The sequence below is a fragment of the Neisseria sp. P0016.S008 genome (assembly GCF_051957775.1).
GTDB classification, from domain to species: Bacteria; Pseudomonadota; Gammaproteobacteria; order Burkholderiales; family Neisseriaceae; genus Neisseria; species Neisseria flavescens_B.
Window position 1 is genome coordinate 1 of sequence record NZ_JBQCWB010000002.1, and the last position, 25,452, is coordinate 25,452.

The window sequence follows — 25,452 nt, forward strand, 5'->3', positions numbered from 1 at the left end:
GCATCAATCACGGTTTCTTTTACATCATGTCCAAGTGCGGTCAAAACTTCTTTCGCTTTTTTGTGAAGCGTGTGATTTAACTCGCCATGCGAATGACCGAACTCTTTTCCACCGTCTAGTAATAAAATATTCATCTTTTTGCTTCTAAAATAAATAATTATAAAAATGGGGCTATCATTATGCCTTTTTACTACATCTTTTAAAAGTGCATTCACCTACCAATAGACGCAAGTCATTTTGTAGTAATTTTGGTGCGCCACCCAAATATCCTTGACCCGGACGGCGATTATTTGCCGAATTTTATGCATACCGTTCAACAACTCCCTGAAAATGCCCTTACTACGCGTTTGAATTTTTTCCGCCAATACGATCAACTTGAGACTTTTGCAAAGGTCTCAGCCTATGGCTTTGTGGTAGTCGCAGCTTTACAAATAGTATTGCTGGAAAACTTAAGATACGTTCATTGCATCAAGAGCTATTTGAATTCCGCTAAATGAATCTAACCTACAAAGTTTTAAGTAGTAAAGCATAAAGGCCGTCTGAAAGATTTTCAGACGGCCTTTATGCTTTCATTAATATACAACCTTAACAGCATAAGCCTACGGTTGCTTTTTATGTTTCACACATTCTGTATCATCTAAATAATATATTGCTTCAATTACAAGCATAAACGTCATGTTCAATATCAAGTTTTAATAGGATTAAAATCAATACCCGTAATATAACGTTGTCCAGCATGAGCTTTAATGTGTACAACAATATCAATGGTCTGCCTGAGCAGATTTTTAATAACTTCAAACTCCAGACCACTTCCTTCTGGTGATGCTTTTACCATTAATGCTAATTGATCCCATGTTTGTTCTGTGCTACCAGCATGGCAACTTGTAATAGATCCCGGGTGTCCAGATGCACAATTTCGAATAAAATAAAATGATTCGTCACCACGTAGCTCTGCTAGAATAATTCTATCCGGCTTCATACGCAGACAGGATTCCATACAACTTTTTGCCGTAATATTTGAACTACCTTGTCCACCTTTTGAGTAAAGTAAATGAACTACATTTTCATGAGGAATAAATAGCTCCCTAGCATCCTCAATGCTGATTAGTCGCTCACTTAAAGGAATGTGATTAACCAATGCTTTCATGAAAGTAGTCTTACCGCTACCAGTTGCACCTGAAACAACAATATTTTTTTTATACTCAACGGCTTTTTTAAAAAATTCCTCGTAATTCCGATTATTTTTCAGTTCAACTAATTCCTTATCTTGAGGAGACAATTCTCCATTTAATTCAATAATCTGACTAAAGAAACCATCTTTGCTATACTGGCTTAAGCTTTTTGTGTGTTTTGATGGTAAACGGATTGTAATTGAAGCTTTTCCTGCATCACAGGCAGGAGGAATCACAAATTGGGCACGTTGTCCTGTTGGGAATGTCAACGATACCATCGGCTCCGCTTCCGTAATTCGCTGCCCAGTATTACTTTCATTAACAACAGCAGTACAGAACTGACGTGCCCTATCAAAGTTTAGCGTATTTACTTCTACCTTTTTCCACCCCTGAGAGGTTTCTAAAAATACCTCTCCTGGTCTATTAATACAAATCTCAGTCACATCAGGATCTTTTAAGAAAGAGGTAATTCCCAATACTTCATATTGATAATCTAAGAAATCCGCTGAAATTGTTGAGTTTAATTCATCCATAGTTAAAAATAAATTGATTTAAAATATGCGATTATAATGAAATTTAAAATTTGAGGAAGTTTTTTATTCAAGATTAAGAAACACCTATATTCCCCGAGCTTGTACTTGTGACAACTGTCTTTGCTGTGTTTCTAATTCAAATTGCTGAGCTGTTACCTGTACCTTTATAAGACTTTCCTCTATCGGTGTAACTGCAGCTTTCTGCATATCCACAGAAGCAGTTCTTAATTCAGGAGCCTTATCACCAATAAAAATATGCCCATTTTCTTTGATATTAATAAGAGATGCACCTCTCATCTTGTTTGCGTACCCTTCAGCAGCCAGTGCCATAGCAATATTATCTAGGCTTCTTTCATCGTAGATAATATCTTTTTTATTACAGAATTCAGTAAAAATTTTTTTACTCTGCTGATAGATATTTTGGGCATTTTGTGGGATTGCTTCCAAATTCAAAGGCTGATTAGTGTACATATCATCCCCATTGCTAGGAGCTGGAGTATGAGCCATGTTGGTATTCCGAGGTTGACGCAAAATCTTTATACCATCTATTCCCGTAGCAGAATGTACTCTAACAACATCATTATATTGGCCTGTTTTTTGTTCTTTTAAATGAATTCCTAAATCACCATTTTTGAAATTTTCAATTTTAAGACCATTTACATCTAATGTCCCTGTATTTCTATCCCATTCATATACCATTCTAGAACTGCGGTAAACAAAACGGTCTGGCTTAGATAAATCGCGTACACCTCCCTGTAATATATAACCATTTAATGACACTTCACCCTTGCCGTCTGAATCTCGGATAATATCTGAATTGTCAGCACGATATTTGTCATATCCTTTACCACCAAACAATTTATCTCTTCCAGAATTACCGGCTAAAACATCATTACCATTACCACCAATTAATACATCATTACCACTACCGCCTAATAAAATATCATTTTGATTAGTACCTTTTAGAACATCATCTCCGGCATCTCCATACATATATGCCCCACTTTTTAGATAAGTCTTAGATCTGCCTATTAATAAACTATCACGGCTATATGATCCATCAGCAACAATTTTATTGTTACCCTTATTTCCAAACGTATCATAATCTGCCATATGTTTAACAAATACTTGTTTATCTTCCGGTTTTAAGAATGCCTCAGAAAAGTCTTTGGCAAAATTAGTACGGTTATTCAGAAAGTAATAAATATCTTTTTCGTAATAACTCAATTTAATAGATCCATTTTCTTCTGAATTTGGACGCATACCATACATATTTTGGCGAGCAATCAAATCCTTAACTTGCTCGAAAGATTTACCCTTGATATAAGGATAAAGATTACCGCTAATTTGAGTACTATAAGCACTTCCATTATTTCGCTCTTCATAAGCAATCATACGTGCTTCATTAAAGATAGCCTCTGCTTCTCCATAGCCTCGTGCTTGAGCATAAGCTTTAGCAGTATTATAATAACTAGCAGATTTAGCCTGATATTTACCCAATCCATGTCCTATTTCATGGGCTACTGCTGTGGCAGTAGTATACTCTGTTCCTGGTCGGAAATAGATGTTTCTATCGTTAGGCTCATAATACGCATTACTCTTACTATTTGTGACTTTGAAAAAACCCTGTCCTTTACTGCTAAACTGATTAATCTGTCTAACCAGCTCATAATTTGCCTTTATCCTGTCCAATTCTGACATAGTAGGATTGAATTGTGTTTTTGTTTTATGGAAACCCAATATTTTTAATTGAGTTTCTGCTTTTTCTTTTAATTTAGTCATAATATATTAGTCTCAGTATCAATAACCCATCGGGCTCATTTCTGTATTACTATAAAAAGTAAATGATGTAATTGCTCCAGAACCGTTATTTGCTGCAATTATTTCACGACCGTTTTCACGCCAGTAGTAATCAACCAGCTCTTTAATTGGGTCACTTTCACGTCTTGGATAATAATCCCCATACTCAGGAGGCATTTCTTTCTCCTTAGGCTTCGGTAAAAAGTCGGGAAATCTGTTTTCTGGGAAAATACTTATTTTTTCTTTGAAATATTGTTTGGTCGGTAAAATAATGAAACTGGTTTGATATGAACTATATTGTACTGCCACATACAATCCGATAGGAGAAGCAAAATTTTCGAAATGATTATTGACATAACCTTCAACAACCGGGATTTTCCAAATATTTTCTAATTCTAGCGCATACATTGCATACAGGCAGTCATCTTTAAAGGCCGTATCATACATCTGCTTAATTAGATCATCCCGATTTTCCACTTTGTGCAACATACTTCGGCAACGATTGCGCACTTGTTCCATAGTTATTTCCATTTGTATATTCTGCATCTTGGAAGAATCCTTAATATTGTTATTACTAATCTGTGGAGTACAGGAAGTCACCAAGCATACAGTTAATATGGCTGTAATCGCTGATAGTCTCATATAAATTCCTTTTTAATCATTCTGGAAATTTAATTTTCAGACGGCCTTGAGCTTTTATTACTATTACCGTTTTCCTTTTAACGAGGCAACTTTCACTGCCCCCATCAGTCGTTTGGTAAATGTTCCATCTTGGTAATAACGGATTTTCCCCACTTGCGCCGGATGTGACATACCTTCGTAAAGGATAATTTCCTTATCTTGGCTCATTGCCTTTAACTCTTGCGGCAGCATTAGTGCTCGACGTTCTTCGCTTTCTGAGACACTACGTTCGCGTCCACGGCTGACATTTTTTCTTTTCACTGTGGTATAACCCAGCATTTCAGAGTATTCGTTTGCATCCTGCTGTTCTCTAGGTGTATAGATGATTTGCAAAGCATGGTTAGTGATAATAGTACGCGCATATTCTTTGCCATAAACAGCATCCAGCTGGGCAACTGATTGGATAATCGGAAATAGGCGAATGTTGTAACCTGCCATATAGCTGACAGAATGAGCAATAATTTCAACTTTACCGATACTTGTGAATTCGTCCATTAACAACATACATTGGTGTTTTAAATCTGGATTATCCTGAGGCAGCTCTTTCGTATTTTGGTTGATAAGTTGAGAGAAAAAAAGGTTAACAATGACTCTTGATTCAGCAAGTTTGTTAGGAAGAATGCCGATATAAACAGTCATTTTCTTTTTACGTACGTCAGTCAACAGAAAATCATCAGCGGAAGTGGCGGCATCAATGACGGGATTAATCCATGGGTTTAAAGGTTCTTTAAATGTACCCATGATAGAACCGAAAGTTTCTTTTTCTTGAGAGATTAAACCGGAAAAAGCAGTTTTTGTAGCCTCGCTGAGGTATGGTTGTTGTGATAGAGAAGTGAAGTATTCCTTAAGTTCTGTTCCATTACCTGATGAAAGACGGTATATTTTTCCTAAGGTACAAGCCGGCTCATTTCCCTTACCCTCTATTGGAAAATCCGCCATTGCTTCATGTTCATCAAAACAATAAAGTGAAAACGCCAAAAACGCATTTCTTGCCTGCGCTACCCAAAACTTGTCACGACTATCTCCATCAGGATATAGCATTGCAGCTATCGACATTAAGTCCGATACTCGCTGGTCAGGATCGGAAGAAACATAGGTAAATGGATTCCAACGGTGCGTCCTTCCATCTTCGGCAAACGGGTTGAACAAATAGACTTCCTGACCTAATACTTCTTTGCGGTAGCCGCTAGTCAAATTGAAGTTCTCCTGTTTGATATCCAAAACTACTACCGATCCTTTATAACTTAACAGGTTCGGAATAACGATGCCGACACCTTTACCCGAACGTGTTGGCGCTGCCAACAATGCGAATTGCTGGCCATTGTAATGTAATAATTTGCCGTTGTATTTACCGACAACAATTGAAGTATCCGTTTGTTTGAAAAATCCTGCTTTTGTCAAATCAGCCATTCCAGCAAATCGTGCTTCCCCATGAAGACTTTGGGAGGCTGTACGCCAAATAGGAATTAAACCAAGCAGACCAATCAGAAAAGTAAAACCAAATCCAACAATTCCTGATGTTTTAATTTGCAGTGAATATTTGGCAACCTGAGGGATATCCAACGTATTATAGTATGTGAACCATGTTGTAAGCAGTAAGGGGGTTTTATCTAAGCCTAACCATTGCAGCAAGATAAAGCCTGAAAGGTAACAGCCTAAAATGAAAGAAATTAATAGTAAAACTACCGTAATAATAGATTTGTTTTTTAGAGTCATTTCAATACCTGTAGTCAAAGAAATAGATTATTTTAGTTTTCTAGTGAAGATATTAGTTTTCAGACAGCCTTAGGAGATGAGGAAAAGCTCAGTTCTACTAATGTGTAGTATGAAATTTATCACTCTCTTTTGGTGCTATCCTTGGCAGTTTCACTGTATATTTGAACTAAATATTTTTGAAATAAGTTTTAATAATTATGATACACCTCTCTATACAAACTCTTAGCACTATATTTAACAATAGGGCTATAGATAGTAGTAGGACAAGAGGCTTAATCAGTAATCCTCTTTGTGATGAAAGCATAATAAGTAGGCCGTCTGAAAAAACAGACGGCCCTTTAAATTACTGCATAACCGAACTGAAATCAATGTCCTGGGCAGTATAAATATTAATCAAGGTCCCTTGGTTAATCGTTATTGTATTGGGACGAGCATTATTTCGCTCAAGCTGGCTGATAGCCTGTTGCTTCAATGTATTGGCTGTATCACTCTCGTAAGGATTAGTGGTAGTTGATGAGGATGTTGTAACTGTTTGTCCTTGTGGGCCATATTCAGTAGCAGCATATTTAAAAGCATCTGAAATCATACTAATCAATAAAGCCGATGCCAAACGTGATCCCCAATGAGACTTAAATTTACCAACATGGCCAGCCGCACCAAGATTATCTACACCAGGAGATTCAAGTGTTACATCAATCCCTTCAGGTGTTATGATTCGATTCCAAATAACCTCCATTCGTGGGCCGGTAGGATTGCTGGAACCATATTGTCCCATTACTTTCGAACCTTTCGGTAACAAGAGATATTTTCCACTGGCAGAGTATACAGGCTCAGTGATGATACAAGATGTAAATCCTTTTACTTCAGAAACAATTTTAGTTTCTAATACACAGCGTAAATAAGTACCTTGTAAAAGTAATTTATCCCTGTTATGCATATAACGAACAGCATTAGCTTGAGCTATGCTTGCTCCCGATTCTTTCTGAGCAGCCTCCCCATCTTCAACAAATTTAGAATCCGTGTTGGCATACATATCCACAGGCTGCACAGGAATATTAGGAATTATAGGTGGAGGGGTCTCTACTATCGGTGGAGATGGTATTTCTATTGGTGGTGTAACAGTTTCGGTAGTTTTAGAACTTTCTAAATCAGGCTTCTGCTCTTCCACTAAGTCAACTGGAGGTATCTCAGCAACTTGAGGCTCCGGAGCAGGTAAATCTGGTACAGTAACTACCTGAGGACGTTCTGGAGGGGGAGCTTCATCAGAACCACTAAATTGATGATAGGCAAATGCCCCTAGCCCAGCTAACCCAAAACCTGCAGCTACAATAAACGCAATAGCTTTTTTGTTGACTGTGCGATCAATAGGAGCATTTAGTTGAGGAGCATTCTCCTCAAGTCCCGCCAATTGTTCTTGTTCGTATTGGCTTGAATATAAATTTTGTGATGATTCACTATCTTTGTGATGTTCATTATTTAGCTTATCAGACATTCTTAATTCCTTTTTAATCCAACTACATCATTTCCATGTCTCAAAACTAAGAATGGATAAGTCCCATGGACAATAACTACATTACCTTCAACATTACTGTTTAAGACAAACTCAGCTCCTTTCTCTGATTTTCTGCCATAAACAGCAGGAAAATCACCTGTGAACTTGCCCTTATTCAAGTGGACATAGGTAAATCTGCCATCATCATAGACTTTTAAAGGAACTAGCCAACGAGATTTTTCATTTGCAGCCACATCATAATTAGTATTATAGATTTTAGAAGAATCATATTTCAGGCTATAACCAGCCAAAGTACTAGCACGAAGACTGAAATCCGTAGAATCGGGATATCTGAATTTAACTTGATAATTCACCCCTTTGTCTGAAGCTTCTGCTAAATTACCAACAACATTTTTCATAACCTTAAGCTCAAAAATATATTGGTGAGCCTGAGTACGAACAATAAGATTAGTATCAACTGCATCAGCCTTTGGACGCAGATAAAACACATTTTCTCTACGTACCAAATCCCATCCACCACTTAGGCCTGCACCAAAATCTTTAACCTTTTCACGAGAGTCAAGTTCAATTTGTGTGACTACGCCTTGTGCCGTATGAACAGGATAAGTTGTATTTTCTTGAAACGTATACTCTTGAATAGCTGCAGCATAGACGCTTCCTTGCAACAAACACGATGCTGCTGTTGCTAAAAACATTTTTCTTAACATTATTGATTTCCACTTTCAACAGATATAGGAGAAGCATTAGGAACATCATTATCTACAGATGTAGGAGCTTCTAACTGGGGCTGGGGTACACTTTGTACTTGTTGCTGAGCCTGGCTTTCAGATGATGTTCCTGCAGAAAGATAATCTGAAGATAAATCTTGAACAGGTGATTCACTAGCATCAGGATCAACACGATAAGACAATACCTGGAATCCCAGGGGATTTTTTAACCTATACTTTTCATCCATCTTCAAATTGCTATTATAAGTATAGGTCAGAGTAGCAACATTGCTATCCATAAATCTTGATATGCCAGTACTCTTATTTAATAAAAATCTTTGGAATCTTACTGTTGCGCTAGCATCGCGACCATCGGCCTTTCCACTATTATTAAGGACGATACTCAAAATCTTAACGCGAATTGACTGAGCAGACCCATAAAGATTAAATGGGCTATTCGGGTTACTTTTATTCATCAGATTGCGATAGCTGTCAGATACCCCTGCAACCGACATAGAATAAACTGTAGCCCAGTCATTATCATAAATAATCTGACTATCAAAAGATTCTCTAGCTATAATAAAGTGGGAAATATTACTCTTATTTACTGCTTCATTTTTAGTAATATCTAAATTATTCCAATCGCCGGCTAGTTTAGCAACAGTAGCTTGTCCCGTATAGACATCAGCCATAACAAGATAAGGTTCTTTTTCTTTCAGCGGCAAAATATAAAATAATCCGCCAAGCAGACACAAAGAAGAGAAGGTAGAAATACCGGCAACAATCCATGCCCTTTTCTCACTTTTTTTGCGGATATCAACCAAGGTCGTTTCAAAATCCAAAGATCTTTTTACAGCCTTTTGGATATTGCCATCAGTAGTATTTTTACTTGATTTGAACATATGTTTCCATTTTAATCTTGAGTTTTTACATCAGCTTTTGCTGATCTCTCATGTTTTTTCTTTCCACTGTTTTTCACAGCAACATCCATTCTCTTATGCGCCATAATGACACCATTTTGCACATAGAAAACCATCCCTTTATCTTCATAAAGTTTAGATAATTCACTTAAGGCATTATCAAGATCGGTATTTCGTATTGTTGATACTTTCTTATACAAAGTAAAATCAAGCGTATAGTCATAAACAACAGGCATCTTTGCCTCTTCTCCCCAACGCTCCAACAAACCTTTTACAGTTGTATCAAGTCGTGTTACTTGATAAACATGAGGTTTGACAAGAGGAATCTCAGTTACCTGATCAGGTAGTTCATTTAATGGCTTCCATGAACTTGGGAAATCTGGAGCAGACTGATTTACACAACCTGCCATTAGCGCGCCCACACTAGCAGACAGCAACAGCGTTCTTAAAAGAAACATACATAGCACCTTATAAAACAACTTAAGTTACAACCAAAGCGTCTTAAATTAAAAATGAAGAAAAGACAATTCATGTTTGGTTATTTTTATTGATTAAAATCTTGTGAATTATTTTAATCTGTGCTAAATTTCGCGTCAATACAAATTCATATTTTCATCTCTACTATCATGTTTTTTTCCTGCACTGACTTAGCTGTTCCTCATGACGTCATGCATCATGTTGTGAGAGTTGAATCCTCAGGTAATCCATATGCTATAGGTGTTGTAGGTGGCCGACTACAAAGACAACCGAAAAATTTGGCTGAAGCAGTTGCTACTGCCAAGATGTTGGAACAAAAAGGATTTAACTTCTCCTTGGGACTAGCTCAAGTTAATCGATACAATTTAAAAAAATACGGATTGCATTCCTACGAACAAGCATTCCAAGTATGCCCAAACGTCAAGGCAGGTTCTCATATATTGCGAGAATGCTACAATCGAGCAAAAGATTGGGGTAAATCTTTCAGCTGCTATTATTCTGGTAACTTTGTAACTGGCTATAAGCACGGATATGTACAAAAAATTTTTTCATCTATGGGGAGAAGGGGAAAAGCTAATCCACAAAATGCCATCCCAGTCATCAACAATACCGTAAATGCTTCACGCCCTATATTGCAAATGACAGCGCAACAGCCTAACCGCCAAAATTCGACAGTTGCCACCGATCTACAATCATACCCGGCTACTGTACCCAAAAAACAACATAGCCTACGAGACAATAATGCTGTACAAGCGCAAAGCAATATTTACACAGATAGTGCAGCAGTCTTCTAGACAATACGATTTTTTTCCACATCAACCTGTAATAAACATAGGAAATTTCAAATGAAAAACACTCAGATCCAAAAAAAATCCCGCTTTACTGCTGAAAACGTTGCAACAGCAGCTTTTGTTGCTGCAGCATTTTTAGCACCGACAATAGGTATGGCAGCCGATGATTTCACCTCAGCTTCTGGCGGTGCCTGTAAATTTATTAAAAATATTCATACCGTATTGAACTTGATGTCCGTTGCCGTCGTAACCATCGCCATCATCTTTGCCGGTTACCAAATTGCTTTTGCTCACAAACGCATTTCCGACGTTGCTCCTATTTTGATTGGTGGTGTGTTGATTGGTGCAGCTGGTCAAATTGCAAAAATGCTGGTTGGTAATGCAGACTCCTGCTCTGCAGGTACAACTTCAGCAATGATGCAAGTATTGCAATTCTTTGCATAATTATTCATTATGCAAAAAAACATCGTTTTTCGAGGATGTACACGTCCGGCAACCTTTCTCGGCGTACCCTATATACCTTTCTTTATAGGGGCCGGCTCAGGATTATTAATGGGAATGTACTTCAATTTGTTTTTTTTGCTAACCATCCCATTCATCATTCTGATTATGAGGCAGATGGCTAAGCGAGATGACATGATTTTTCGTTTTCTAGGCTTACGCCTGAAATTTAGGCTTAAAGCCAGAAATCGAGAAGAGTTTCCTGACACATGGTGCTTCTCGCCTAACGAGTACCGCAACAATCCTCCCAAACAATGACAACAAAACGTCCGACAGATACTTTTTTCTGTCGGACAATTCCAACACAAAAAACAAATAAAATGTTTACTCCTGACGCATCAATTAGTCAATTCGTATCCCTCTCCACTCATGTCTCTCCAACCATTGTCAAAACCACTGGTGGAGACTACCTGACAACATGGCATTTGTCTGGCCTTCCCTTCGTAGGTCGTGAAGAATGGGAGCTTGAGCACAAGCACAATACATTTAACCGTCTGCTCCAATCCTTGCGTGCCCCCGACTACGTAAATGTCGCCTTTTGGGTACATGACATTCGACGTCATCGTAGTATCGATTTACGTCCTGAATTTCAAGAGTCTTTCAACCAAAGCCTCTCTGATCGTTATTTCTCTCGACTCTCCCAAGAAAAGCTCATGAATAACGAGCTTTACTTGACCATGATTTATCGCCCAGTTGTCGATGGCAAAAAGTTCGTTGATAAATCGGGTAATATCGATCGTCTCAAAGCCGAGCAGGAACAAGCTATTGGTACACTTAACGAATTAGCAACCAACCTTGAAGCTGTTCTCAAAGACTACCATCCATACCGACTTGGTATGTACGAAGGTAAAAACGGGACTGTATTCTCTGAAACCCTCGAACTTTTCGGTTACATCCTTAACCGCGTTAACGAGCCAGTTCCTGTACTTCCAGCCCCAGTTTACAACTACTTACCCCTCAGCCGACATCTCTTTTCTTCCAAAACCGGCGACTATATCGTACGTACTCCTGAGGGTAAAAACCACTACGGTGCCATACTCAACCTTAAAGAATATCCTGATGGTACCTACCCTGGGATACTGAATGGTCTCAAATATTTGGATGTTGAATACATCATCACCCATAGCTTCAGCCCTATGAGCCGATACGATGCTATGAAAACCCTCGAGCGCACTCGTGGCATGATGATCTCTTCCGGCGACAAATCCTTTACCCAAATTGCAGAACTCGACCATGCAATGGACCAGCTGGCATCTGGCAATTTTGTCCTTGGCGGCTACCATTTTAGCCTTGCTATCTACGCCGACAGCCAAGAGCAGCTTTCCCAAAACATTGCCTCTGCCCGAGCAGAGCTTTCCAATGCAGGTTTTGTAACGACAAAAGAAGACTTGGCCATCTGCGCCGCATATTATGCCCAGCTTCCGGGTAACTGGAACTACCGCACTCGTATTGCCAATCTCTCATCGTTAAATTTCTTGGGCCTTTGTCCTCTTCACAACTTTGCCGTTGGTAAACGTGAGGGCAACCCATGGGGGCAATGCGTTACCGTTCTTCAAACAACCAATGGTCAGCCCTACTACTTCAACTTCCATGCAACCCTTGAAGGTGAAGATTCCGAAGGTGAAAAAGCCATTGCCAACACCATGGTTATTGGTAAGTCCGGTACAGGTAAAACAGCCCTTATCAACTTCCTCCTTAGCCAGGTACAAAAATACGATCCCAAACCCACTATCTTCTTCTTCGATAAAGACCGTGGTGCCGAGATCTTCGTCAGAGCTTGTGGCGGTGCCTATATGGCGCTGGAAAGCGGTCAGCCGACCGGTTTCAACCCCTTCCAATGCGAAAATACAGAGGCAAATGTCCAATTCCTCTGTGGCCTTATGAAGCAATTAGGTGGCAAGGCGCACTATTCAGCAGCAGAAGACGACGATATCCTGCGCGCCGTTCGAGCCATGCTTGATACCCCAATGGCACTGCGCAGTATTTCTAACTTCCAAAAATCGCTGCCCAATACCGGCGACGATTCCCTCTATGCCAATATCCGCAAATGGACTAGAGGAAACAGTCTCGGCTGGGTCTTTGATAACCCTCAGGACAAAATCGACTTCAGTGGTGCCAACATCATCGGCTTCGACTACACCGACGTGATTGAAAACCCACAGGTACGCGATCCAGTCATCGGTTATCTGATCCATCGAATGGAAGAGCTTATCGATGGTCGCCGCTTTATCTACATCATGGATGAATTCTGGAAAATCCTTGATGGCGAAGGCGGCTTGAAAGAGTTTGCCAAAAACAAACAAAAAACCATCCGTAAGCAAAACGGTATGGGTATCTTTGCCACCCAGTCTCCGGAAGACGCCCTCAAAAGCGATATTTCTGCAGCACTGATTGAGCAGACAGCTACCATGATACTGCTGCCAAATCCGAATGCAGATAAAAAAGACTACATCGATGGACTAAAGCTGACGGACTCAGAGTTCCAAGTGATTAAAAGCCTGGATGAGCGAAGCCGCTGCTTCTTGGTCAAACAGGGCCATGCTTCCGCAGTATGCCAGCTTAATCTGCGCGGATTTGACGATGAATTGGCAGTCATCTCCGCCAGTACCGACAACATCGACATCATGGACGGCATTATTAAGAAAACGGCCGAACGTCTTGGTGTCGGCATTGATGCGGTAAGACCAGAGGATTGGTTACAGACCTTCTACGATGAACGTAAGGGTTCTGGTAAGAAAGCAAGCACCAATGTGATGCGCAACGCGGATTAGTCGTATAGACGAATAAACTCAAAGGCCGTCTGAAAGCAGCAAGCGTTTCAGATGATCCTTACTGAAAAACAAAAAACTTGAATACGTTTAAATAATTTAATTTAAGAAAGATTGTAAGCAAATGAAAAACACAATGAGAAAACTGGCTGCAGTTTTAGTGTGCGCAGGAATGCTGGGAAATACATCCGTAACGGCAACAGGTATACCGACATTTGATGGAGCAGCGATGACCAATGCCTTCCAGCAGCTGATGAACTGGCAGGCTCAATTATCCGCTCTCACTCGTGGGGGGTTGGACAAATTAAAAGGCGCAGATACAAATGTTCAAGAATCTTCTCAAGCAAAAAGAATGTTTGAGCGACGCAAGAAAAAATGCAGGGAAATACAACGAAACAACACTGCCTCAGGTACGATTTGTCTAAAAATTACAGAATTAGAACAAGAAAAATATGACCTGCTGCTTCAAATAGATAAGGAGCTTAAAGATGATTTTGATAGAATCAACGGCTTGGTAAAATCTCAAGGCAAATCAGCAAATTCAATCGCTGCTGCTACCCCTTTGTCTAAAAACACGACAGCTTTTAATTACTCGAATCAGGCAGGTAAGGCTGAAACTGCCGAAAACAATGTACAGATACAAGTAAATGCCCTAATTGCCAAGTACCATCAGTACAAGAACCGAATTGAAACTTTAGACAGCTTGATTGCACATTACAACTCAATGCGCAAAATGCTAACCAAAGAACAGCTTACCGGCAGCAGTTTGAACACAAACATCACTAAAGGAGTGACATACGGCAAACTAACTGAAGCTACGAATCGCTTTAGAAAAAAAGCAAAAGACGTAGTTGATGATAGAAAAGAAATCGAAAGCAAAACCAAACCGATCTATAAACCCAATTGAGTATAAGGCCGTCTGAACCGGATCGGTTTCAGACGGCCCAAACAAATCGATCATCTCATCATTTTACAAAAATTAATCGAAAGCTCATCTCATTATGATGGATTTACTCCTTTATACCGGCATTCGCGACTATCTTTATGCGCGAATCGGCTACTTTACCGAAGTAGTCTTATCTAAAAACTTAAACCTCGCCCTTACAATGGTTTTGGCATTGCTGACATTATGGATTATGGTTCAGGGCTATCTGATCGTAACAGGTCGGAGTCAGGAAGGCCTCAAAGGATTTATTTTTAACCTTGGTAAAAACTATGTTGTTATTGCCATTGCACTTGGGGTCTCCTTAGGCAGCAGCTTTAGCGTCCGTGTATTGACTGATAATCTTGCCAATGGCATCAGTCAAGTTATGCATGGCAATAACGATTTCGGCAGCGAGTGCCTGACCGAACAGACCTCCTATATTACCGGCTGTAAAATCGACTTAAACCTGAAAACAACTCAACTTGTCCTGTCCAGCCTTTCTGCCATTGATACCGCAGATGACGACCATCTGGAAGATAAGCTTTCCGAAGCCAAATGGTTTGCCGGGGTAGGTACGGCAGGTCCTGCCGTCGTGGCAGGTACCATGCTCATCATGTACCGTATCGCGATTTCCCTGTTTGTCGGTTTCGCGCCTATCTTTATTTTGTGCCTCCTGTTCAAAAGAACCGCCCCGCTGTTCCAAAAATGGCTATACTTCGGATTGGCTACCATCTTCTCCAGCGTCTTGCTCGGCGTCATGGCGGAGATTTCCATGGACTTGGTGGGCAACTTATTCGGCGGCGCGGCAGCCGGCAAATTTGTGGCAACCATCATCGGTGAAGGTGGCACAACCGGCATCATGGAAACCGTTACACAGCAGCTGGGCTTGGGCCTGATGCTCTCTACCCTGCTGATTACCGTACCGCCTATGGCAGGCATGTGGTTTAACGGTGTGATGGGTAGCTTCAGCGCCTACTCGGTCATCGGCAATGGAAACCGCCAGGAAGTACCGCCTCACTTGGATGGTGGAGCGAGTAGGCAGGCTAATTATCATACTCATAATAAAACTGACAATCTTGTCAATGATGCAAATACAAACACCAATCAGCAAAATCTATGGACGACTGGTGGCAGCCAGACAGGAAGTACAACTACCGATACCATGAAACAACCCGGACAACCCGGCAAAGGAAGTAAACCATCCTAGTATTTCTACATTTAAATATTAAAAATATTCAAAAAACAAAAGATTGGATTCGTAATGAAAAAATTGCTTTTTGTATTGTTAGGACTGACTAGCCTTAATATTTATGCTGCTGACCCCGTAACTAGAGGAGCATTACAAAACAATCCGGCGCTGTGTCAGTATGGCTATAATCCCAACTGTACGTCGTCTAGTCAGTATCAACAAAATCAACCTACGGAAATTGTTAATATCTATGTCCCTTCAAAATACGGTGCTTGGGCAATCAATCCTAAAACAGGTATATCAGGTGGGGCACTCGAGATGGATTCAGTTGCGGCCGCTAAAAGACAAGCTATTAAAACCTGCGAACGAGGCGGGCAGAATAAACCGTGTAAAGTTTTGGCTTGGGTTCGGAATGGCTGTCTCGCCGTTGCCCAAGCAAAAGATGGTACACTTTTTTTCGGATCAACTGACCCTGGCCTTGCTGAAGCTGAAGCCTTGAGGAAATGCCACGCTTCAGGAAGAGTTCAATGTAAAATTACCACTCCCGAAGGCTGCTCAATGCCTAAATTCTAATAGACCCAATGCCGTCTGTTGTTCAGGCGGCTCTTGAAACCCTCCTCTAACCTCCCATCCTAATTTTACCGAGTACGACAATATGAAACGCTTATCCATCTTTGTTTTAACAGCGGCTCTGCTGCCATTTTCTATGCCTGTAGTCAACGCTTCAGATATTGCCGGCAAGCTGCTGACTGGCGATAAAAAATATGCCTGCGAGGCCATTACCTGCCTGACTTCTCCGGGTACGCCGCCTAAAGAATGTAACCCTGCACTGCACAGGTTCTATTCCATTCACCACAAATACGCGCAAGACACCATCAGCGCACGCCGCCGCTTCCTCCAGCAGTGTCCTGCTTCCCGTGACAAAGAGATTGCGCCTATTATCGAAATAGTCGTACATCGATAATCTACCTACACAAAGGCCGTCTGATATTCAGACGGCCTTTTGTAAATAGTCGGTTTCTCGCCTATCTTTATTTTGTGCTTCCTGTTCAAAAGAACCGCCCCGCTGTTCCAAAAATGGCTATACTTCGGATTGGCTACCATCTTCTCCAGCGTCTTGCTCGGCGTCATGGCGGAGATTTCCATGGACTTGGTAGGCCACTTATTCGGCGGAGCGGCAGCCGGCAAATTTGTGGCAACCGTCATCGGTGAAGGCGGCACTACCGGCATTATGGAAACCGTTACCCAACAACTAGGCTTGGGTCTGATGCTCTCTACCCTACTGATTACCGTACCGCCTATGGCAGGCATGTGGTTTAACGGTATCATGGCATCCTACTCTGGATACAATGCAATGCAAGGCTGGGGAAACGGTCAGCCTGCTACTCCGCCGGGGATGAATAGCCAACAGCAGCAGGCTAATTATAATGCGCAGAATTTCTCTAGTGAATCAAATAAACAACAATCAAATAATAACTATACTACTAATCCATGGATAATAGGCGGTAGTCAAACAGGAAGTACAACTACCGATGCCATGAAACAGCCCGGACAATCTGACAATGGAAGTAAGCTATCCTAGTATTTCTGTATTTAAATATTAAATATTAAAAATAATCAATAAACAAAAGATTGGACTTATAATGAAAAAATTGCTTTTAGTACTATTAGGGTTAGTTAGCCTGAATATTTATGCCAACGGTTGTGGCGGAGAATACCAGCCTGCAACAGGTACCTGTCGCATTATCGATAGTTCGGGTCGACAGATTCTATATAACGTAGGAAGACCACAGTCTTCGAATAACGGTTACGCTCAGAGCCAGCCACGTGTTGTCAATATCAATGTTCCTTCAAAATACGGTGCTTGGGCTACCAACAATAAAACTGGAGTTTCAGGTGGTGCGATTGATATGGACTCCCGTGCGGCAGCAGAAAAGGCAGCCATCAAAAACTGTGAACAAGGTGGTCGTAACGCGCCATGTAAAGTAGCTGTTTGGGTTCGGAATGGTTGCATTGCCGTTGCTCAAGGTAAATCTGGTAAAAAATGGACTGCCTTTCCAAGCGCAAAAGAACCCGGTCTTGCTGAGGCCGACGCACTAAGGCAATGTCAAGCGTCTGGTAGTTCTCAATGTTCTATCGTTGCAAATGAAGGCTGCTCAATGCCTAAATTCTAATAGACCAAAAGCTGTCTGTTGTTCAGACGGTCTTTGATGCCCTCCTCTAATCCCAATTCTATTTTAACGAGTACGACACTATGAAAAATTTATCCATTTTTGTTTTAACCGCGGCCTTGTTGCCGTTTTCTGCCTCTGCCGTCAACGCTTCTGATATTGCCGGCAAACTGCTGACTGGCGATAAAAAATATGCCTGCGAGGCCATTACCTGCCTGACTTCTCCGGGTACGCCGCCTAAAGAATGCAACCCTGCACTGCACAGGTTCTATTCCATTCACCACAAATACGCGCAAGACACCATTAGCGCCCGCCGCCGCTTCCTTCAGCAGTGTCCTGCTTCACGTGACAAAGAGATTGCTCCTATTATCGAAATAGTCGTACATCGATAATCTATCTACACAAAGGCCGTCTGATATTCAGACGGCCTTTTCTCTTACAAAGAGATTTTGCAAGTTACCTTCAAATCTAACCGTCTAGTCTGCTAGATTATTTACACAAGCTTAATCTTATCTTTGCCAATATAGGTTAAGGCTTTTATATGGATTTGAAATGCCGTCTGAAACAACTGAGCACCATCCGCAAAGCGGATCGAACAAATAAAGAATGGTTTGTTTTGTTCTGATTCTTCCCTTTTTACCCCACCAAAACCGACGTCATACTAAGCGAGCCTGCAATCAAATTATCATTGAAAAACGTTACTTCATCTTGCGGTTCGCATAATGCCATGATGTACAGCAAGGGCAAGTAATGATCCGGCGTTGGTACGGAAAGCTTGGCTTTTTCGCCTAATTGCTCATAATGCACCAAAGTTTGATCATCTCGTGTTGCAATCGCTTGATTGACTGTTTCACGGAAAGCAAACGCCCAATCATACCCTGCACCGATTTGATCAATATGTTCCCAGCTTATCGCCCTAAGATTATGCACAATATTGCCACTGCCGATAATCAGTACGCCTTGTTCTCGCAAAGCAGCCAACTTTTTCGCCAAGTTGAAATGCCATTCTGCCGATTGCAAACGGTTAAGGCTAAGTTGCACCACAGGAATATCGGCATCAGGATAGAGATATTTCAACACCGCCCAAGCGCCATGATCAAAGCCACGCGTTGGGTTCAGCTCGACATTTTCCGGCTGTAATAATGACCGCACTTGCTCCGCCAACTCAGACGAACCGGGCGCGGGATATTGCACTTGGCTGAGTTCATCAGGAAAACCGTAGAAGTCGTAAATCATTTCAGGATGTTTGCCAGATGTAACCTGCAAACAGCTGCTGTACCAATGTGCTGAAATCATCAAAATGGCTTTTGGTTTGGCAAACTTTTGCGTAATTAGGCTGAAATTCTGATTGAACGGGTTTTCTTTATCCAACACATTCATCGGGCTACCATGCCCAACAAACAATACAGGCATTTTTTTCATGATTTACTCCTCGTTATCGGATACGGCAGATTGTACGGATAAATTTTTCTTCAAAAAATACCAGTTTATGAACAACATCTTTTACTGATAGGAAATCATGACTAATGATGACTGGAGCTTCTGGAGAATATGTAGAATAAGGATTTATACAAAAGGCCGTCTGAACATTTTATTTCAGACGGCAAAAAATTTCTTTATTTCTGTATTGACAGAAATAAAAGATAAAAATAGAATGTCATCACTATGAAACTGAATCCGACCACTGAAAAATTTATCCTTCACTGGGGCGAAATGGGTACCAAATGGGGCGTAAACCGTACCGTTGCGCAAATCCACGCCCTGCTCTACATCTTAGGCAGACCGATGAACGCCGAAGAAATCACCGAAACGCTCGGCGTAGCGCGCTCCAATGTTAGCAACAGCATTAAAGAGCTGCAAAACCTGAGACTGGTGCATACCGTGCATATCTTGGGCGACAGGCGCGATCATTTTGAAACTTCGGATGACGTCTGGACTTTGTTCCGTACCATCGCAGAAGTGCGTATGCAGCGTGAAATCGAACCGACGCGGCAATTTTTGCAAAGCCTGATCGACAGCCCTGAATTTAGTCAGGAAAATGAAACTGCCAAGCAGAGAATCCAACAAACCCATGATTTCATCAGTACGCTGACCATGTGGGCAAATGAAATGCTGAAGCTTTCTACTTCAACCATGGTGAAAATTTTGAAAATAGGCGCTGGAATACAAAAATTTTTCCGATGATGGCAATGGACTTGTGAGCAATAAACACAGGCAATATTATTTTAGGATATGAAAACATGCTCATAGTGTCCTTGTATGGGCATGTTTATCTGAAGCTTAATATTCTTTGGTAGATTTTGAATCACTGGATATGGATTTCCCTCCTAAAGAAACAATCCAGAAGAGTATCTAAAATTTTTTTATTCTATAATTTCTCTTTTAACAGAAATTATAGAAATTTCAGACTGATTATATTTTAAACTGAAATGAAATTAGGAAACCAGCATGTCCGACAACACTACGCACAATCTCCCTGCCTACCTGCCTTACTCGATGGGGCTGCTATGGCTCTGGAGCGGTACCCAGCCTCTGCTTTTCATGCCTGAAATGTCATTGGATTTGCTGCAATCGGTCGGCATTCCCGATCCGTTGCAATGGCCAACATTAATTACCGCTTCACTATTGGATATCGGTTTTGCCTTTTTATGCTTCAGCCGCTTTCGCTCCCGTTCTGCAATATGGCTGCTGCAATTGATAACCGTCGCGGCATACAGCCTGATCATTGCCTTCAGACTGCCCGAAATGTGGGCGCATCCATTTGCGCCTTTGGTAAAAAACCTGCCAATCATGGCTACTTTGTTTTTCCTGTATCAATCCGTAGGAGATAAAAAATGAACACCTATTTAATCGTTAAAACCCTGCACATCATCTCGGCTACTTTAATGGTCGGCACTGGTTTTGGTACAGCGTTTTACCTCTTTTGGGCAAACCGCAGCGGTTCGGTTGCCGCGCAGTCGGTCGTCTCGCATTGGGTCATCAAAGCAGATTGGTGGTTTACAACCCCCGCCGTTATTTTCCAACCCTTGTCCGGTTTATGGATGCTGTATGAACGCGGCTACACTGTTTCCACTATGCTGGAACAAAATTGGGTATGGATGACGCTTGCCTTATACATCTTTTCAGGCATTTGCTGGCTGCCCGTTGTCTGGCTGCAAATCCGCATGGCCAAGATTGCCGAAAAAGCACATAAAGAAAACGCAGACACCATTCCGGAGCCCTACTGGCGTTACGCCAGACGCTGGGAATTGCTCGGCTATCCCGCCTTTTGCGCCACTATTGTGATTTACTTCCTGATGGTGATGAAACCGATTTAAAGGTTTTCAGACGGCCTCAGCAACAACATAAAGAAAAACATATGAACATCATCATTTTCGGAGGCAGCGGCTTCATCGGCAGCCGTACCGTTCAAATCCTCAAAGAACAAGGTCACCAAGTTTGTACGCCCGACCGCCGCGCCTTTGATTTTCTTCACCCCGACGAAACCGCCGCACGCCGTTTATTGGAAGGACAAGACATCCTCATCAACTGCATCGGCATCATGAGCCGTCATGCTGAAACACTCGAAACCGTGCACCACCACACGCCTAAACAGCTCGCCGCATGGGCAAAAGCAGCAGGCATCAAACGCTGGGTGCAACTATCCGCACTGGGTGCCGACCCATCTCAATCCATCAACTTTGTCGGCAGTAAAGGACGTGGAGATGATGCCGTCGTCCAAAGCGGTATGCCGACTGCCATAGCCAGACCATCCGTCGTTTACGGACGTGGAGGAACCAGCTGCGAACTGTTCATCAAATTAGCCCGCCTCCCTTTGCTTCCCCTACCGGAAGGCGGATGCTTTCATTTGCAGCCCGTGCATCTTACCGATGTTGCCGAAGGTTTGGCGAAACTTGCCGTCCTAACCGGCAATAACCATAGCGTCATCAATATGACCGGCAGCCAAACGCTGACTTTGGCGGAATACCTGACCACCATCCGCCAAACCCTGCACCATAAACCGCCGCAACGTATTTTGCCTTTCCCCCTACGCCTGCTTGATCCAGCGCTACCGTTGGCAAACATCCTCAGCAACGGCATTATCAGCCACAACAGCTTTGCCCTGCTCCAGCAAGGCTCATGCGCCGACTATTCTGATTTTGCAGCTTTACTAGGCAGGGAACCATTGGCAGCAGAAAACTTTGCCGGTTACCTATAATTTGTTTAGTTTTAAAATGACAAACAAAGGCCGTCTGTTGTTCAGACGGCCTAAAGCTTTTATAAAATACTTTATTGCAAAACAATTTAGTTCATCAGAGACTTATTGCTTCTACCTACCCAACTACAAAGGTTGGGCCAAATCATTTTCCGTATTGTAGCTAATAAAATCCTGCTCATGAGGGAAATGGACAACCCTTGCGCGCTGTTGCTGCAGCCAGCCGCGGATGCTGCGCATTCCTGAATAAAGGTATGGCACGGTGCTTTGCAGGATTTGCGGCCGGATAAACATCACGCTGTAATGCGGTCTGGCAGGGGTCTCCACATAAAACGCATTGCACAATGGCGTGCGCCGCGCGATGGTTTCAAACTGGGAAACTAAGTTTTCCGGCAAACGCGGCATATCGCAGGATACGATAAGTAGCCAATCGGCAGTGGCAATTTGCAAATCGTTGGCGGCGGTACACAAAGCGGCTAAAGGGCCGTAATGCTGCCATTGGCGCGCATCCGAGAAAACGTGTGCGCTGCGTTGCGCGTAAGATTCAAGGTTGCGGTTGGCACTGATGGCGATATGGCTGACTTGGGGGCGGATTTTTTCGATAACATGATCTATCAAGGCTTTGTTGTGCCATTGCACCAACCCCTTATCGACACCTCCCATCCGGCTTCCCTGCCCGCCGGCCAATATCAGTGCGAAAATTTTCATTTTGGTAGTCCTTTGCGAAGCAGAGTATGGAGTATGGTTCAAGATGTTGTGTTTATTGGATAAGTTTTAAGGTTTCAGGCCGTCTGAAACCTTATTTTTATGATTTAATTCACTTGAGATGAATTTTATCATAACATGATTTTACATTAAACCCCTGTTTTTTCTTATCATAACCATACAATTATTTTAGACAGGTTGTTTATAGACCGAAAGAATGATATTTTTATAAGATTATCGGATTAGTTCCCTGCGTGCTTTATGCGATTATTCTCCGGATCTTCAGACGGCCTAAGCCTGTCTTCGCGTTTAAAACTGCTGACTTTTTTATGGGTCAGTTCGGCGTTTTTGTCGATTGTCTTTACCCTGCTGCTTTCTTGGCGTTTGGAAAACGCAGCCAAAACGATTGAAGATGCGGGCAGTTTGAAAATGCAGGTGTACCGTTTGGCTTACATGGCAAGTGTCCGTACACCCAATGCGCAAATTGACAACCAAATCAAAGAATTTGAGCGTACGCTGGCTAATGTGACGCAAAGCGATGCCATTCATCCGCTGATTCCGTCTCAAATGCCATTGGCTTACGACTTGATTCAATCGATGCTGTTGATTGATTGGGAATCCAATATCAAGCCGTCTTTGCAACATTACGAGCGTCCGACCCAAATCGGCCTGTACCGTTTTGCCGGCAACATCGAGCTGTTTTTACAGGCGATGGAAAATGCCAACGAGCAAAATACCTTGTGGCTGCGCCGCTTTCAAATGGCAATGATGCTGATGATTGTTGTGGCTGCCGGCTTGATGATTGTTTGGCATTATTCATGGATTATCCGGCCCTTGGAAAAATTGCGCAATGGTGTAGAAACCATCAGTAAAGGGCATTTCGGCGTTCAAATCGAGACAGACCAGATCCGTGAGTTTGCCCAAGTAAGCAAGGGCTTCAATCAAATGAGCCGCCGTCTGCATACGCTTTATACAGACTTGGAAGGACAAGTTGCCAAACAAACCCAAGACTTGGCGCGGCAAAACCGTGATTTGACCCTGCTCTACCAAACCACGCGCAATCTGCACCAAACCTTTACACCGCAACAGGCGGCAGAAGAATTTTTAACTCAGATTCTACCGGCGTTTTCCGCCTTGGGCGGCACGGTATATCTTTCCGATGAGGAACGGAAACGTTCTGATTTGGCGGCAAGCGTCGGTGAAACCGAAGAAGGAAATCGTGTAGAATTTCCAATCGTTTATCAAGACGAACAGCTCGGCGTACTGACCCTATATTTTTCAGACGGCCATATGCCTGATGAGCAAGACGAAAAACTGCTGCATACTTTAAGCGGACAGCTGGGCATTTCCATCGCCAACAACCGCATGGAACAAGAGCGCCGCCTGCTTGCGGTCTTGCAGGAGCGTAACTTGATTGCGCAAGGTTTGCATGACAGCATCGCGCAAGCTTTGACCTTTTTGAATTTGCAGGTACAAATGCTGGAAAGCGCGTTTGCTTCAGACCAACGCGAGCAGGCCGAAGAAAATATCGGCTTCATCAAAGACGGTGTGCAGGAATGCTACGAAGACGTACGCGAACTTTTGATGAATTTCCGCACAAAAATCAGTAATAAAGATTTTCCTGAAGCGGTAGAATCGCTGCTGGCGCGCTTTGAACGACAAACAGGTATTCCAGTTGATTTAAAATGGCAGGACGACGGGCAGGCTTTGAATTATGATGAGCATTTGCAGATCATCTTCATCTTGCAGGAAAGCCTGTCCAATATCCGGAAGCACGCGCGTGCGCAACATGTCAGCGTTGAAATTGCCAACCACGGCGATTTTGTCATGACGATTCGTGACGACGGCGCAGGCTTTAATAAAGAACACCTATCAAACCGGCCTTCAGGCGAACATGTCGGCTTGGGCATTATGCAAGAACGGGCCCAACGGATTAACGCAGAATTGGCCATTACATCGCAGATTGGGCAAGGTACGGCGGTTATGCTGACTTTGCCGCAACAAATGAGAACAGCATCATGACGATTAAAATTACCCTTATTGACGACCACACCCTATTTCGCAGCGGCATCAAAGCCTTGCTTTCACGCCAGCCTGATTTTGAAGTCGTCGGCGAAGCTTCAGACGGCCTGGCCGGCGTAAAAATGGTTGAGCAGCTCAAGCCTGATGTGGTCTTGCTGGACTTGGATATGCCGGTCATGAACGGCCGCGAAGCATTGGCTCAAATTTTAAGTATCAATCCACAGCTGACCGTCATCATGCTGACTGTTTCTGAAGACAGCGATGATTTGACCGAATGTATGCGTATGGGTGCAAAAGGCTTTTTGCTGAAAAACATCAATGCCGACTTTCTGTTGGAAAGCATCCGCAAAGCTGTCGATGGCGACAATGTCTTTTCTCCGGAAATGACCAGCCGCTTGGTGCAATCGCTGATTTCTCCATCTCCTTCCCGCTCCGACCATCTGCTGGAGCAACTGACCCCGCGCGAGATGGAAATCTTGGGCTATCTTGCCGCAGGACACAGCAACAAAATCATTGCCCGCCATTTGAATCTGGCAGAGTCAACCGTCAAAGTGCATGTGCAAAACCTGTTGCGTAAGTTAAACCTAAGCAGCCGCGTCCAAGCAGCGGTTTATGCGGTGCAACACAAAGTACCGCAACCGGTATTGTCTTAAAAAGGCCGTCTGA

General features: G+C 42.4%; 27 protein-coding genes and 1 pseudogene. 17 read left to right on the plus strand and 11 right to left on the minus strand.

What is annotated here, in order from left to right; all coding sequences use genetic code 11:
- The 9 genes and pseudogenes from ACTHS8_RS02195 to ACTHS8_RS02235 all read right to left on the minus strand — a co-directional run.
- Nucleotides 1–134 (minus strand): annotated as a pseudogene (locus tag ACTHS8_RS02195) (NADPH quinone reductase MdaB); the annotation flags it as partial.
- A gap of 551 nt (nt 135–685) precedes the next feature.
- Nucleotides 686–1,705, minus strand: coding sequence for a P-type DNA transfer ATPase VirB11 (virB11, locus tag ACTHS8_RS02200; protein WP_049329383.1), 1,020 nt, complete (start codon nt 1,703–1,705; stop codon nt 686–688).
- Nucleotides 1,706–1,789: 84 nt separating this feature from the next.
- The gene (locus ACTHS8_RS02205) at nt 1,790–3,487 is read right to left on the minus strand and encodes a calcium-binding protein (protein WP_440372856.1); all 1,698 of its coding nucleotides are present in this window, start codon (nt 3,485–3,487) and stop codon (nt 1,790–1,792) included.
- A gap of 18 nt (nt 3,488–3,505) precedes the next feature.
- Nucleotides 3,506–4,024, minus strand: coding sequence for a hypothetical protein (locus ACTHS8_RS02210; RefSeq protein ID WP_440372857.1), 519 nt, complete (start codon nt 4,022–4,024; stop codon nt 3,506–3,508).
- A gap of 186 nt (nt 4,025–4,210) precedes the next feature.
- On the minus strand, nt 4,211–5,902 hold the full coding sequence (locus ACTHS8_RS02215) for a type IV secretory system conjugative DNA transfer family protein (protein WP_440372858.1): 1,692 nt from the start codon (nt 5,900–5,902) through the stop codon (nt 4,211–4,213).
- A 343-nt stretch (nt 5,903–6,245) separates the two neighbouring features.
- A complete protein-coding gene (locus ACTHS8_RS02220; RefSeq protein ID WP_440372859.1) occupies nt 6,246–7,394 on the minus strand; it encodes a TrbI/VirB10 family protein in 1,149 nt (382 codons plus the stop codon).
- 2 nt (nt 7,395–7,396) lie between these two features.
- Nucleotides 7,397–8,110: a TrbG/VirB9 family P-type conjugative transfer protein gene (locus ACTHS8_RS02225; protein ID WP_231900143.1), complete on the minus strand. Its 714-nt coding sequence runs from the start codon at nt 8,108–8,110 to the stop codon at nt 7,397–7,399.
- Between the two features lie 11 nt (nt 8,111–8,121).
- Nucleotides 8,122–9,024, minus strand: coding sequence for a virB8 family protein (locus tag ACTHS8_RS02230; RefSeq protein WP_049323267.1), 903 nt, complete (start codon nt 9,022–9,024; stop codon nt 8,122–8,124).
- 11 nt (nt 9,025–9,035) lie between these two features.
- The gene (locus ACTHS8_RS02235) at nt 9,036–9,500 is read right to left on the minus strand and encodes a hypothetical protein (RefSeq protein WP_440372860.1); all 465 of its coding nucleotides are present in this window, start codon (nt 9,498–9,500) and stop codon (nt 9,036–9,038) included.
- A 168-nt stretch (nt 9,501–9,668) separates the two neighbouring features.
- Between ACTHS8_RS02235 and ACTHS8_RS02240 the strand changes: the two genes are divergently transcribed.
- From ACTHS8_RS02240 to ACTHS8_RS02290, 11 genes are all read left to right on the plus strand, one after another.
- Nucleotides 9,669–10,313: a lytic transglycosylase domain-containing protein gene (locus ACTHS8_RS02240; RefSeq protein WP_082815500.1), complete on the plus strand. Its 645-nt coding sequence runs from the start codon at nt 9,669–9,671 to the stop codon at nt 10,311–10,313.
- A 51-nt stretch (nt 10,314–10,364) separates the two neighbouring features.
- Nucleotides 10,365–10,754 (plus strand): TrbC/VirB2 family protein, encoded by a 390-nt coding sequence (locus ACTHS8_RS02245; RefSeq protein WP_440372861.1) that lies wholly within the window; start codon nt 10,365–10,367, stop codon nt 10,752–10,754.
- Nucleotides 10,755–10,763: 9 nt separating this feature from the next.
- Nucleotides 10,764–11,069: a type IV secretion system protein VirB3 gene (locus ACTHS8_RS02250; RefSeq protein ID WP_036472428.1), complete on the plus strand. Its 306-nt coding sequence runs from the start codon at nt 10,764–10,766 to the stop codon at nt 11,067–11,069.
- A gap of 62 nt (nt 11,070–11,131) precedes the next feature.
- The gene (locus ACTHS8_RS02255; protein WP_440372862.1) at nt 11,132–13,582 is read left to right on the plus strand and encodes a VirB4 family type IV secretion/conjugal transfer ATPase; all 2,451 of its coding nucleotides are present in this window, start codon (nt 11,132–11,134) and stop codon (nt 13,580–13,582) included.
- Nucleotides 13,583–13,715: 133 nt separating this feature from the next.
- A complete protein-coding gene (locus ACTHS8_RS02260) occupies nt 13,716–14,486 on the plus strand; it encodes a hypothetical protein (RefSeq protein ID WP_440372863.1) in 771 nt (256 codons plus the stop codon).
- A 94-nt stretch (nt 14,487–14,580) separates the two neighbouring features.
- Nucleotides 14,581–15,711, plus strand: a complete 1,131-nt coding sequence (locus tag ACTHS8_RS02265) for a type IV secretion system protein (protein WP_440372864.1) — start codon at nt 14,581–14,583, stop codon at nt 15,709–15,711.
- Between the two features lie 54 nt (nt 15,712–15,765).
- The gene (locus tag ACTHS8_RS02270; RefSeq protein ID WP_440372865.1) at nt 15,766–16,266 is read left to right on the plus strand and encodes a DUF4189 domain-containing protein; all 501 of its coding nucleotides are present in this window, start codon (nt 15,766–15,768) and stop codon (nt 16,264–16,266) included.
- 82 nt (nt 16,267–16,348) lie between these two features.
- Nucleotides 16,349–16,657, plus strand: a complete 309-nt coding sequence (locus tag ACTHS8_RS02275; protein ID WP_440372866.1) for a TrbM/KikA/MpfK family conjugal transfer protein — start codon at nt 16,349–16,351, stop codon at nt 16,655–16,657.
- Nucleotides 16,658–16,702: 45 nt separating this feature from the next.
- Nucleotides 16,703–17,275 (plus strand): type IV secretion system protein, encoded by a 573-nt coding sequence (locus ACTHS8_RS02280; protein WP_440373061.1) that lies wholly within the window; start codon nt 16,703–16,705, stop codon nt 17,273–17,275.
- A gap of 61 nt (nt 17,276–17,336) precedes the next feature.
- A complete protein-coding gene (locus tag ACTHS8_RS02285; protein ID WP_049328724.1) occupies nt 17,337–17,867 on the plus strand; it encodes a DUF4189 domain-containing protein in 531 nt (176 codons plus the stop codon).
- 80 nt (nt 17,868–17,947) lie between these two features.
- A complete protein-coding gene (locus ACTHS8_RS02290; protein WP_063075743.1) occupies nt 17,948–18,256 on the plus strand; it encodes a TrbM/KikA/MpfK family conjugal transfer protein in 309 nt (102 codons plus the stop codon).
- Between the two features lie 244 nt (nt 18,257–18,500).
- Here ACTHS8_RS02290 and ygiD read toward each other — a convergent pair whose 3' ends face one another.
- On the minus strand, nt 18,501–19,286 hold the full coding sequence (ygiD, locus tag ACTHS8_RS02295) for a 4,5-DOPA dioxygenase extradiol (RefSeq protein ID WP_440372867.1): 786 nt from the start codon (nt 19,284–19,286) through the stop codon (nt 18,501–18,503).
- A gap of 243 nt (nt 19,287–19,529) precedes the next feature.
- On the opposite strand from ygiD, the gene ACTHS8_RS02300 reads away from it, so the two are divergent.
- The 4 genes from ACTHS8_RS02300 to ACTHS8_RS02315 all read left to right on the plus strand — a co-directional run bounded on the left by ACTHS8_RS02300 (nt 19,530) and on the right by ACTHS8_RS02315 (nt 22,062).
- The gene (locus ACTHS8_RS02300) at nt 19,530–20,048 is read left to right on the plus strand and encodes a GbsR/MarR family transcriptional regulator (RefSeq protein WP_049333867.1); all 519 of its coding nucleotides are present in this window, start codon (nt 19,530–19,532) and stop codon (nt 20,046–20,048) included.
- Between the two features lie 264 nt (nt 20,049–20,312).
- A complete protein-coding gene (locus tag ACTHS8_RS02305; protein ID WP_440372868.1) occupies nt 20,313–20,702 on the plus strand; it encodes a DoxX-like family protein in 390 nt (129 codons plus the stop codon).
- Nucleotides 20,699–21,181 (plus strand): DUF2269 family protein, encoded by a 483-nt coding sequence (locus ACTHS8_RS02310; protein ID WP_049352212.1) that lies wholly within the window; start codon nt 20,699–20,701, stop codon nt 21,179–21,181. The genes ACTHS8_RS02305 and ACTHS8_RS02310 overlap by 4 nt, the downstream gene beginning before the upstream one ends.
- A 41-nt stretch (nt 21,182–21,222) precedes the next feature.
- The gene (locus tag ACTHS8_RS02315; RefSeq protein ID WP_440372869.1) at nt 21,223–22,062 is read left to right on the plus strand and encodes an NAD-dependent epimerase/dehydratase family protein; all 840 of its coding nucleotides are present in this window, start codon (nt 21,223–21,225) and stop codon (nt 22,060–22,062) included.
- A gap of 123 nt (nt 22,063–22,185) precedes the next feature.
- On the opposite strand, the gene mobA is transcribed toward ACTHS8_RS02315, so the two are convergent.
- Entirely contained in the window at nt 22,186–22,767 is a 582-nt protein-coding gene (gene mobA / locus ACTHS8_RS02320; protein WP_049328535.1) for a molybdenum cofactor guanylyltransferase MobA, read from the minus strand.
- A 258-nt stretch (nt 22,768–23,025) separates the two neighbouring features.
- Here mobA and ACTHS8_RS02325 point away from each other — a divergent pair, with 258 nt between their 5' ends.
- Complete coding sequence (locus tag ACTHS8_RS02325; RefSeq protein WP_440372870.1) at nt 23,026–24,786, plus strand: histidine kinase; 1,761 nt, start codon at nt 23,026–23,028, stop codon at nt 24,784–24,786.
- Nucleotides 24,783–25,439, plus strand: a complete 657-nt coding sequence (locus tag ACTHS8_RS02330) for a response regulator (protein ID WP_003680203.1) — start codon at nt 24,783–24,785, stop codon at nt 25,437–25,439. Before ACTHS8_RS02325 ends, ACTHS8_RS02330 begins: the two co-directional genes overlap by 4 nt.
- The last annotated feature ends 13 nt before the right edge of the window (nt 25,440–25,452 follow it).

Bases quoted from the DNA above. Each gene is read 5' to 3' on its own strand.
- virB11 (WP_049329383.1), bottom strand. From the start codon at position 1,705: ATGGATGAATTAAACTCAACAATTTCAGCGGATTTCTTAGATTATCAA.
- ACTHS8_RS02205 (WP_440372856.1), bottom strand. From the start codon at position 3,487: ATGACTAAATTAAAAGAAAAAGCAGAAACTCAATTAAAAATATTGGGT.
- ACTHS8_RS02210 (WP_440372857.1), bottom strand. From the start codon at position 4,024: ATGGAACAAGTGCGCAATCGTTGCCGAAGTATGTTGCACAAAGTGGAA.
- ACTHS8_RS02215 (WP_440372858.1), bottom strand. From the start codon at position 5,902: ATGACTCTAAAAAACAAATCTATTATTACGGTAGTTTTACTATTAATT.
- ACTHS8_RS02220 (WP_440372859.1), bottom strand. From the start codon at position 7,394: ATGTCTGATAAGCTAAATAATGAACATCACAAAGATAGTGAATCATCA.
- ACTHS8_RS02225 (WP_231900143.1), bottom strand. From the start codon at position 8,110: ATGTTTTTAGCAACAGCAGCATCGTGTTTGTTGCAAGGAAGCGTCTAT.
- ACTHS8_RS02230 (WP_049323267.1), bottom strand. From the start codon at position 9,024: ATGTTCAAATCAAGTAAAAATACTACTGATGGCAATATCCAAAAGGCT.
- ACTHS8_RS02235 (WP_440372860.1), bottom strand. From the start codon at position 9,500: ATGTTTCTTTTAAGAACGCTGTTGCTGTCTGCTAGTGTGGGCGCGCTA.
- ACTHS8_RS02240 (WP_082815500.1), top strand. From the start codon at position 9,669: ATGTTTTTTTCCTGCACTGACTTAGCTGTTCCTCATGACGTCATGCAT.
- ACTHS8_RS02245 (WP_440372861.1), top strand. From the start codon at position 10,365: ATGAAAAACACTCAGATCCAAAAAAAATCCCGCTTTACTGCTGAAAAC.
- ACTHS8_RS02250 (WP_036472428.1), top strand. From the start codon at position 10,764: ATGCAAAAAAACATCGTTTTTCGAGGATGTACACGTCCGGCAACCTTT.
- ACTHS8_RS02255 (WP_440372862.1), top strand. From the start codon at position 11,132: ATGTTTACTCCTGACGCATCAATTAGTCAATTCGTATCCCTCTCCACT.
- ACTHS8_RS02260 (WP_440372863.1), top strand. From the start codon at position 13,716: ATGAGAAAACTGGCTGCAGTTTTAGTGTGCGCAGGAATGCTGGGAAAT.
- ACTHS8_RS02265 (WP_440372864.1), top strand. From the start codon at position 14,581: ATGATGGATTTACTCCTTTATACCGGCATTCGCGACTATCTTTATGCG.
- ACTHS8_RS02270 (WP_440372865.1), top strand. From the start codon at position 15,766: ATGAAAAAATTGCTTTTTGTATTGTTAGGACTGACTAGCCTTAATATT.
- ACTHS8_RS02275 (WP_440372866.1), top strand. From the start codon at position 16,349: ATGAAACGCTTATCCATCTTTGTTTTAACAGCGGCTCTGCTGCCATTT.
- ACTHS8_RS02285 (WP_049328724.1), top strand. From the start codon at position 17,337: ATGAAAAAATTGCTTTTAGTACTATTAGGGTTAGTTAGCCTGAATATT.
- ACTHS8_RS02290 (WP_063075743.1), top strand. From the start codon at position 17,948: ATGAAAAATTTATCCATTTTTGTTTTAACCGCGGCCTTGTTGCCGTTT.
- ygiD (WP_440372867.1), bottom strand. From the start codon at position 19,286: ATGAAAAAAATGCCTGTATTGTTTGTTGGGCATGGTAGCCCGATGAAT.
- ACTHS8_RS02300 (WP_049333867.1), top strand. From the start codon at position 19,530: ATGAAACTGAATCCGACCACTGAAAAATTTATCCTTCACTGGGGCGAA.
- ACTHS8_RS02305 (WP_440372868.1), top strand. From the start codon at position 20,313: ATGTCCGACAACACTACGCACAATCTCCCTGCCTACCTGCCTTACTCG.
- ACTHS8_RS02310 (WP_049352212.1), top strand. From the start codon at position 20,699: ATGAACACCTATTTAATCGTTAAAACCCTGCACATCATCTCGGCTACT.
- ACTHS8_RS02315 (WP_440372869.1), top strand. From the start codon at position 21,223: ATGAACATCATCATTTTCGGAGGCAGCGGCTTCATCGGCAGCCGTACC.
- mobA (WP_049328535.1), bottom strand. From the start codon at position 22,767: ATGAAAATTTTCGCACTGATATTGGCCGGCGGGCAGGGAAGCCGGATG.
- ACTHS8_RS02325 (WP_440372870.1), top strand. From the start codon at position 23,026: ATGCGATTATTCTCCGGATCTTCAGACGGCCTAAGCCTGTCTTCGCGT.
- ACTHS8_RS02330 (WP_003680203.1), top strand. From the start codon at position 24,783: ATGACGATTAAAATTACCCTTATTGACGACCACACCCTATTTCGCAGC.